Source organism: uncultured Gordonia sp., assembly GCF_937858515.1.
Classification (GTDB): Bacteria; Actinomycetota; Actinomycetes; order Mycobacteriales; family Mycobacteriaceae; genus Gordonia.
In genome coordinates this window covers 1-9,129 of sequence record NZ_CALLZT010000166.1, presented here as the reverse complement: position 1 = coordinate 9,129, position 9,129 = coordinate 1, and the positions used below count along the sequence as shown (strand labels likewise).

Below are 9,129 nucleotides of genomic sequence, written 5' to 3'. Positions count from 1 at the left end.
GCCTCGGCGTCGAACTCCGTGGCGTAGCCGTAGCCGCCCATCATCTGCATCGCGTCGATGGTCATCCGCTTGGACGTCTCGGTGGCCTTGAGCTTCACCATCGACGCCTCGCGGGGGAGCAGTTTGTCGGGGTTGTCGTCGGCCTTCTGCGCCACCGAGTACACGAGCAGCTTGGTGCATTCGATCTCGGTGGCCAGGTCGGCCATCCGGTGCCGTAGCGCCTGGAAGGTGCCGATCGGACGGCCGAACTGTTTGCGTTCGGTGATGAACTGCAGGGTCTGCGCGAACGACCGTTCGGCGAGCCCGAGCTGCATCGCGGCAAGGATGAGGCGTTCGGTGTTCAGTCCGGCCATCAGCTGGTTCCAGCCGTTGCCGACCTGCCCGACGACGGCCGAATCGGGCAGGAAGCAGTCGGTGAAGTACAGGTCGTTGACCTCGCGGCCGCCGAGGGTGTCGATGCCGCGGATGTCCAGGCCGGCAGTTCCTGCCGGAACGTGGAACTGGGTGAGCCCCTCGTGCTTCTTGCCGCTCTTGTCGGTGCGGGCGATCAGCAGGATCGACCGCGCGAAGTGCGCATTGGAGCACCACGTCTTCTGCCCGTTGATCAGCCAGCCGCCGTCGACCTTGTCGGCGCGGCAGGTCAGGGCCGCCACATCGGACCCGGCCTCAGGTTCGGACATCGACACCGACAGTGAGTCACCGGCGACGACGCCGGCGAGCACGTCGCGTTTCATGTCCTCGGCGGCGAACTTCTGGTAGCCGGCTGCGGTGATGAGAGTGGGGCCGATGCCGCCGATCGGGGCACCGCCGCGCAGACATTCCTCCAGCAGGATGCACAGTTCGACGTTGCCGGCGCCCGAGCCGCCGTACTCCTCGGGCACGACGATCCCGGTCCAGCCGAGTTCGGCCATCTTCTTGTACAGGTCCTGCGAATGCAGTTCGGTGCCGTGATTGGTCAGCACGTCGCGCTGGGCTCGGGTGCCTGTCTCGCGTTGGCAGAAGTCGGCGACGGAGTCGGCGAATGCGCGCTGTTCGGCGGTGAACGCAACCATGGGGGTCCTTCCGGGACGGATGCCGCGGTGTGCGCCCGCGGTGGTGAACGTATGACTGACTGTAGAACATATATCGTATATCTTCTACCCGGGGATGGTGTTCCATGTCTCATGGAGCAAGTAGCTTGAACCAAACGAATCAGACATATGAGGAGATGTGATGACTTCTGCCGACCTGTCAGACGGCGCGGACGGCCGTGTCACCGAGCCGCTGCGCTCACGGCGCAACCACTGGAACAACCAGGTCCGCCGCCATGCGCTGACCATTCCCGACGCACCCGCGCTCAAGTACGCCGGCAAGGTCACCACCTGGTCCGAACTTGACGCCCGGTCGCACGCCTTCGCCGCGGCGCTGCATCGCCGCGGCGTCGGCTTCGGTGATCGGGTGCTGCTGCTCATGCTCAACCGCTCCGAATACGTCGAGGCGATCTTCGGTGCCAACATCCTCGGCGCGATCGCGGTCCCGGTGAACATCCGCATGGCCCCGGCGGAGATCGCCTTCCTCGTGTCCGACAGCGGCGCCAAGGTGGTCGTGACCGAGACGTTGCTCGCGCCGCTGGCAGGCGCGGTCCAGGCCGCCGCACCGGGCATCGAGCAGATCATCGTCGTCGGTGGATCGGACTCACCCGCGCACCTCGACTACGAGACGCTGCTGGCCGAAGGTGCCGACGATCTGCCGGAGATCGACGTGCCGGAGGAGTCCGTCGCGCTCATCATGTACACCTCGGGAACCACCGGAAAACCCAAGGGCGCCATGCTGACCCATCAGAACATGCAGGCGCAGGCGGTGACCTGTCTGCGTGAGCTGCAGACCCGCGCCGACGACATCGGGTCGATGGTGGTGCCGATGTTCCACATCGCCGCGATCGGCGCGATGTCGGCGCTGTTCTACATGGGTGCGCTGTCGGTGATCCATCCGCTCGGCGCGTTCGACCCGAACGAGCTGCTCGACGCCCTGGAAACCGAACGCACCACATCGATCTTCCTCGTGCCTGTCCAGTGGCAGGCCGTGTGCGCCGCCCAGCAGGCCAAGCCGCGCGATCTGGCGCTGCGCATCATCAGCTGGGGTGCGGCGCCCGCCTCGGACACCGTGCTCAAAGCGATGGACGCGACGTTCCCGGATGCCCTCAACGTCGCGGTGTTCGGCCAGACCGAGATGTCGCCGATCACCTGTGTGCTCGAAGGAAAGGACGCGCAGCGCAAGCTCGGGTCGGTCGGCAAGGTCATCCCGGCGGTCACCGCGCGCATCGTCGATCCGGCGATGAACGACGTCGCCGACGGGGAGGTCGGTGAGATCGTCTACCGCGGCCCCAACCTGATGCTCGGGTACTGGCAGAACCCCGAAGGTACGGCCGACTCGTTCCGCGGCGGCTGGTTCCATTCCGGCGATCTGGTGCGCCGGGACTCCGAAGGTTTCATCTACGTGGTCGACCGGGCCAAGGACATGATCATCTCCGGCGGCGAGAACATCTACTGCGCCGAGGTCGAGAACGCATTGGCCGCGCATCCGCGGATCCTGGAGGCCGCGGTCATCGGGCGGGCCGACCCCAAGTGGGGTGAGGTGCCGGTCGCGGTGGTGGTGACCAACGACGGCGCCGATATGACCCTTGAGGAGCTGGAGCCGCATCTCAACGATCATCTCGCCCGCTACAAGCACCCGAAGGACCTGGTTCTCGTGCCGGAACTGCCGCGCAATGCCAGCGGCAAGATCGTGAAGCCGTCGCTGCGATCGTCGTACGGCAGCAAGGACGCCGGGCTCGCCGGTCACGCGGTCTAGCGGAGTGGCCCGGACGGCGCGCCAATAACTAGAACACGTTTCATTTCTGGTGGAAAATGGTTAGGGTCGTCACATATCACCCGCCGGTGGCGGCGGGGCGCGGCACCGAGGCGGACCGCGTCGGCAGATGTGTGGAGGTATGTGAGTGAAGACCAAAGGCGCGCTGATCCGGGCCAACAACCAGCCCTGGGAGATCGAGGAGCTCGAGCTAGGAGACCCGCAGCCGCACGAGATCAAGATCAGGATGGAAGCGGCCGGGATGTGCCACTCCGATCATCACCTGATGACCGGCGGTATCCCGCTGGCAGGCTTTCCGGTCCTCGGTGGTCATGAGGGCTCGGGCGTGGTCATCGAGCTCGGCGAGGGCGTCACCGACTTCGAGGTCGGCGACCATGTGGTGCTCTCGTTCGTCCCGTCGTGCGGCAAGTGCCCGTCCTGCAAGCGCGGTCTGGCCAACCTCTGCGATCTCGGCGCCTACCTTCTTCAGGGCGAGGCGGTGTCGGACCACACATTCCGCATCCATACCGCCAAGGGTGAGAACGTCTACCCGATGACGCTGCTCGGCACGTTCTCGCCGTACATGGTGGTGCACGAGGCCTCGGCGGTGAAGATCGACAAGGACATCCCGTTCGAGGTCGCCGCGCTGGTCGGCTGCGGTGTGCCCACCGGCTACGGATCGTCGACGCGCAGCGGCGATGTCCGCCCCGGCGAGGACGTCGCGATCGTCGGTGTCGGCGGGGTCGGAACGGCCGCGCTGCAGGGTGCGGTCATCGCGGGGGCACGCTACGTGTTCGCCATCGACCCAGTGCCGTGGAAGCGTGAGCAGGCACTCAAGTTCGGTGCCACCCACGTTTTCGAGTCGGTGGCCGAGGCGGCGGGGAAGATCGCCGAGCTCACCTACGGGCACATGTGCCAGAAGGTGATCGTCACGGTCGGTGAGGTGCACGGCAAGGACGTGGATACCTGGATGGGTATCACCGCGAAGGCCGGTACGTGCGTGCTGACCGGCATGGGCAGCATGATGGACAGCGAGGTCACGCTGAACCTGGCGATGCTGACGCTGCTGCAGAAGAATCTGCAGGGCTCGATCTTCGGTGGCGCCAACCCCAAGCTGGATATCCCGCAGCTGCTGTCGATGTACAAAATGGGCAAGCTCAACATCGAGGACATGATCACCCGGCAGTACCGGCTCGATCAGGTCAACCAGGGCTATCAGGACATGCTCGACGGAAAAAACATCCGCGGCGTCATCCGCTATACCGAAGAAGATTGGTGACAGTCGCTGCGATACGCTCACGGGCGTGCCGATCCTCGATTCGCTGAGTACCTGGCCGGTCGGCTCGGTCTCGGCGGCTGTGATAACGGACGACGGCGTCGTCGAGGAGTATGGCGACACGTCGGCCGTCTTCGCGCTCGCGTCGGTCACCAAGCTGCTGGTCGCGCAGGCGGTGCTCGTGGCCGTGGAAGAAGGCGCGATCGAGCTGGATCAGGAGGCCGGGCCGCCCGGTGCCACCGTCGCCCACCTGCTGGCGCACGCTTCCGGACTGGCATTCGCCACGCGAGACGTCGAGGCACCAGTCGGCGCCAAACGCATCTATTCGAGCTCCGGCTTCGAGGTGCTCGCAGAGACGGTGCAGGACGCCACCGGTATCGAGTTCGGCGAATACCTGCGGGAGGCGGTCTGCGAGCCGCTCGGGATGCCGTCGACGCGGCTGCTGGGACCGGCAGGTCACGGAGCCCGGTCGAGCGTCGATGATCTCGCGCGGTTCGCCCGCGATATGCTGCGTCCCACGGTGCTGTCGGATGAACTCGCCGACAGCGCACGCAGTGTGTGGTTTGCTGGATTGGACGGGTTTGTTCCCGGCTATGGCAGACATCGTCCCAACGACTGGGGATTGGGGTGCGAGATTCGCTCACACAAGGCGCCACACTGGACGGGCCGAGGCAACTCGCCGGAGACTTTTGGGCATTTCGGGCAATCGGGCACATTTGTGTGGGTCGATCCTGCGCTGGGTGCCGGATGCGTGGTACTCACAGATCGTGAGTTCGGAACGTGGGCCAAACCACTGTGGAGCGACTTCAACGATATTGTCGTCAGGAGTCTCACTAAAAACTAGCGCAACATGAGCCACTTGAGGCACAATAGTCAACATCAGTAAATCCGGGCATCGATGAGGTGTGTTGGGGAAGACGTTCCTCGTCGAAACCCGGAGGTGAAACCAGTGCGCAATCTGAATCAGTTTGCGGAACTGACGACAGGAGTGGTGTACATCCACTCCGCGCCAGTGGCGCTGTGCCCGCATGTCGAGTGGGCCTTGTCGTCGACGCTGAATGCGCGCGCGAACCTTAAGTGGACGGCGCAGGAAGCGGAAGCAGGTCTGCAACGGGCCACGGTCGACTGGACCGGACCCGTCGGCACGGCCGCGCGACTTGTTGTTGCGCTGCGCGAATGGTCCGCGCTGCGCTTCGAGGTCACCGAGGACGCCAGTGAAGGCGTCGACGGTGAACGCTATGCCTACGTGCCCGGCCTCGGCCTGTGGCGCGGGTCGATGAGCGCCAACGGCGATGTAGTCCTCGGCGAGATGCAACTGCGTGCGATGCTCGACTCCCAGCCCGACAGCGTCGGCCTCGCCGGGGCTGTCGAGGCCGCCCTCGGCACCGCCTGGGACGTCGCGCTCGAAGCCTTCCGCATGGGCGGCGCCGGCGCCGAAGTTACCTGGCTCACCCAGCGAGTGGGCTGACAATACCCCCGAACACCTCCCGGTGGGTTGCCGCCCACCCGACGAAATCAGGCGCCGACAGCTGACTGTCGGCGCCTGATTGTCTTCTTGTTCGGGTGCTCCCCTTATAGGGGAATGTTCTTGTGGCGTCCCCGGCGGGCGGGCGCCGAGGCGAGGGCTTCGGCGAGGATGCTGCGCGTCTTGGCCGGATCGATGATCTCGTCGACGACGCCGATGGACTGGGCCCGGCCTACGCCGCCGGCGATCGCTTCGTGTTCGGCGGCGAGGCGGTCGTGGAGCGCTTCGCGTTCGTCGTCGGGGGCGGCGGCGAGCGCCTTCTTGTGCAGGATTCCGACGGCCGCTTTGGCGCCCATGACGGCGACCTCGGAGCCGGGCCAGGCGTAGACGGCCGTGGCACCGAGTGCGCGGGAGTTCATGGCGATGTAGGCGCCGCCGTAGATCTTGCGGGTGACGAGGGTGACGCGGGGCACGGTGCATTCGGCGAACGCGTGGAGCAGTTTGGCGCCGCGGCGTACGACGCCGTTCCATTCCTGGCCGACGCCCGGTAGGTAGCCGGGGACGTCGGTGAGGACGACCAGGGGGATGCCGAAGGCATCGCAGAGCCGGACGAAACGCGATGCCTTCTCGGCACTTTCGGAGTTGAGGCAGCCGCCCATGCGCAGCGGGTTGTTCGCGATGACGCCGACGCTGCGGCCGGCGAGTCTACCGAATCCGACGACGATGTTGGGCGCCCACTTGGCCTGGATCTCCTCGAACGTGGAGATGGTCTTGTCGCGACCGGCGTCGAGCTGGGTGTCGAGGAGCTGTTCGACGATGGGGTGCACGTCATAGGCACGGCGCGGAGATTCGGGCAGCAACGCGCGCAGGTCGGTGTCGCCGGCGGCGGCCTGCGCGAGGTTGAAGTTGCCCTGGCGGCTGAAGGTGGACACCAAGCGCCGCGCGCGCCAGTAGGCGTCGGGTTCGGAGTCGGCGACGATGTGGCAGACGCCGGACTTCTTTCCGTGGGTGAGCGGTCCGCCGAGCGCCTCCATGTCGACGTCCTCGCCGGTGACACTCTTGACGACGTCGGGTCCGGTGACGAATACCCGCCCGGCGGGGGCCATGATGACGACGTCGGTGAGCGCCGGCCCGTAGGCGGCGCCGCCTGCGGCGAAGCCGACGACGACGGAGATCTGCGGTACATAACCCGATGCCCGCACCATCGCCTCGAAGACGCAGCCGACGGCGTGCAGCGCTTCGACGCCCTCGGCAAGGCGTGCGCCACCCGAGTGCCAGATACCGATGACCGGTGCCTGTTCTGCGATGGCGGTGTCGATGGCGTTGACGATGTGTTTGCACCCGACGATCCCCATGGCACCGCCCATCACGGTGCCGTCGGTGCAGTAGGAGATCGTGCGGACACCGTTGACCAGGCCCACGGCCGCCTGCACACCGGATTTGTCGCGCGGGTGCAGCAACGACATGGTGCCTTCGTCGAAGAAGTTGGTCAGGCGCAGCAGCGGATCGCGAGGATCCGCTGCGTCACTACGGCCATGGATGGGAGCCAATGTGGTCATCGGAGTCTCCTGAGATGTCGGGTGTGGTGGCGGTCGCTAGTAGCGGCCGAACGCGAGCGCCACGTTGTGGCCGCCGAAACCGAACGAATTGTTCAGCGCGTACTCGATCTGGAGAGATCGGGGCTCGCCGTGCACCACGTCGAGATCGATCTCGGGGTCCTGGTTCTCCAGGTTGAGGGTTGGCGGGATGATGCCGTCCTCGACAGCTTTGATCGTCAGCACCGATTCGAGCGCCCCGACTGCGCCGATCGAGTGGCCGAGGGCCGATTTGGGTGCGTAGATCGCCGCATGTGTGCCGACGGCCGAGTTGATACCGACCGCCTCGGCGGTGTCGCCGATGGGCGTGGAGGTGGCATGCGCGTTGACGTGGGAGATGTCCGACTTGGTCAGACCCGCTGTCTGCAGAGCCCGTGCCATCGCGCGTGCGTTGCCCTGACCGCTGGGGTCGGGGGCGACGAGATGGAAACCGTCGGAAGTGATTCCGGCGCCGAGCAGACGGGCGTGGATGTGCGCGCCGCGCGCTTTGGCGTGGTCTTCACGTTCGATGATCAGCAGGGCCGCCGCCTCGCCGAACACGAAACCGTCCCGGTCTTTGTCGAAAGGCCGGGACGCGGCCGAGGGATCGTCGTTGCGGGTACTCATGGCCCGCATCATCGAGAAAGCGGCGATCGGCAGTGCGTCGATCTTTCCCTCGACACCACCGCAGAGCACCATGTCGGCGTCGCCCATGACGATGTGCCGCCACGCGTGTGCGATGGCTTCGGCCCCGGACGAGCAGGCCGACACAGGTGTGATGACCCCTGCGCGAGCTCCGATGTTGAGACCGGCCACCGCGGCCGGACCGTTGGGCATGCCCATCTGCACGGCCAGTGGCGAGATCTTGCGGTAGTTCTTGGTGTCCCGGATCAGCAAGGTGTTGTCGACCATCGAGTCGCTGCCACCCTGACCGGTGCCGACGACGACCGCGAGGCGATCGGGATCTACGTCGGGTGTGCCCGCCTGCTCCCACAGGCGTTTGCTCATGATGTGCGCGACGCGCTCGACGTAGGCCATCCGGCGGGCCTCGACCCTGCTGACCTCCAGGGCGGGGTCCTCAACCAGTCGGCCGCCGATACGGACCGGCAGGTTGTATTCCTCGACGAACGGGTCGGTGAGTTCGCGGATACCGCTCTGACCGGCCAGTAGGTTCTGCCAGGTGGTGTCGAGATCCGCACCGAGGCTGGTGGTGGCCACCATCGAGGTGACCACCACGCTCGGATAGTTCCCACCCAGCGTGGAGTACTCGCGCAGGGAACCACTCACTTGTCAGGCGTCCTTTTTGTCCGCGTCGATGGCGGCTGCGATCGCGGCAGCGGCTTCGGGGTTCTCGGCTTCGAGCTTCTGGACGTAGGCGACGACATCGCCGACGGTACGCAGGCCCGCGAGGTCCTCGTCGGAAACCTTGACGCCGTACTTGTCCTCGGTCTGCACGGCGATTTCCACCATCGACAGCGAGTCGATGTCGAGGTCGTCGACGAACGACTTCTCCAAGGTCACCTCGGACGGCTCGATGCCGGTGACTTCTTCGATGATCTCGGCGATGCCGGCAATGAGTTCTTCCTGGGTGGCGGCCACTGTGTGGCTCCCTTCTGGTGATGTGACTTCTTGCTGTGTTCGATCCGGAGCAACCCGAAACCACGCGTCATCGGCGCGGGTGGGTGCTTGGATGACCGGTGACCGGTCTCCGGGGTGATCGCGGCAGCTGTGGCCGGGACCGTTTATCCAAGTTCAGAGGGAATCGAGGTCCTCGGGCGCTTTGATCGCGCGGGAGGGAACCCCTTTCAATTCGCGCCGGGCGATGCCGACGAGTGTTCCGGCGGGCGGTAGTTCCACGACGGCTGCGGTGCCGGAGTCGCGGAGCGTAGCCAAACACAGATCCCACCGCACGGGACGGGTGACCTGCCCTACCAGTTTGTTCAGCGCGTCGGCGCCGTTCGTTACAGGTAGGCCGTCGGAGTTGGACA

At 65.7% G+C, this 9,129-nt stretch carries 8 protein-coding genes and 1 pseudogene; 4 read left to right on the top strand and 5 right to left on the bottom strand.

All coding sequences use genetic code 11. The annotated features are described in order from the left end of the window. Nucleotides 1-1,052, bottom strand: a 1,052-nt coding sequence (locus tag Q0627_RS15855; protein ID WP_298811344.1) for an acyl-CoA dehydrogenase family protein, incomplete at its 3' end; no start/stop codon positions are given. Nucleotides 1,053-1,212: 160 nt separating this feature from the next. Here Q0627_RS15855 and fadD5 point away from each other — a divergent pair. The 4 genes from fadD5 (at nucleotide 1,213) to Q0627_RS15835 (ending at nucleotide 5,570) form a co-directional block, all read left to right on the top strand. After that, nucleotides 1,213-2,829 (top strand): fatty-acid--CoA ligase FadD5, encoded by a 1,617-nt coding sequence (fadD5, locus tag Q0627_RS15850; protein WP_291016524.1) that lies wholly within the window; start codon nucleotides 1,213-1,215, stop codon nucleotides 2,827-2,829. A 145-nt stretch (nucleotides 2,830-2,974) separates the two neighbouring features. Beyond that, nucleotides 2,975-4,105: an NDMA-dependent alcohol dehydrogenase gene (locus Q0627_RS15845; protein WP_291016521.1), complete on the top strand. Its 1,131-nt coding sequence runs from the start codon at nucleotides 2,975-2,977 to the stop codon at nucleotides 4,103-4,105. A gap of 25 nt (nucleotides 4,106-4,130) precedes the next feature. After that, nucleotides 4,131-4,946 (top strand): serine hydrolase domain-containing protein, encoded by an 816-nt coding sequence (locus Q0627_RS15840; RefSeq protein ID WP_291016520.1) that lies wholly within the window; start codon nucleotides 4,131-4,133, stop codon nucleotides 4,944-4,946. Nucleotides 4,947-5,051: 105 nt separating this feature from the next. Beyond that, entirely contained in the window at nucleotides 5,052-5,570 is a 519-nt protein-coding gene (locus tag Q0627_RS15835; protein ID WP_298811338.1) for a DUF3145 domain-containing protein, read from the top strand. A gap of 104 nt (nucleotides 5,571-5,674) precedes the next feature. Here the strand turns inward: Q0627_RS15835 and Q0627_RS15830 are convergent, their stop codons facing one another. The 4 genes and pseudogenes from Q0627_RS15830 to Q0627_RS15815 form a co-directional block, all read right to left on the bottom strand. After that, entirely contained in the window at nucleotides 5,675-7,126 is a 1,452-nt protein-coding gene (locus Q0627_RS15830) for an acyl-CoA carboxylase subunit beta (RefSeq protein WP_291016516.1), read from the bottom strand. 36 nt (nucleotides 7,127-7,162) lie between these two features. Next, entirely contained in the window at nucleotides 7,163-8,428 is a 1,266-nt protein-coding gene (locus Q0627_RS15825; RefSeq protein ID WP_291016513.1) for a KasA/KasB family beta-ketoacyl-ACP synthase, read from the bottom strand. Nucleotides 8,429-8,431: 3 nt separating this feature from the next. After that, a complete protein-coding gene (gene acpM, locus Q0627_RS15820) occupies nucleotides 8,432-8,740 on the bottom strand; it encodes a meromycolate extension acyl carrier protein AcpM (RefSeq protein WP_291016510.1) in 309 nt (102 codons plus the stop codon). A 153-nt stretch (nucleotides 8,741-8,893) separates the two neighbouring features. After that, nucleotides 8,894-9,129, bottom strand: a pseudogene (locus Q0627_RS15815) (ACP S-malonyltransferase); the annotation flags it as partial.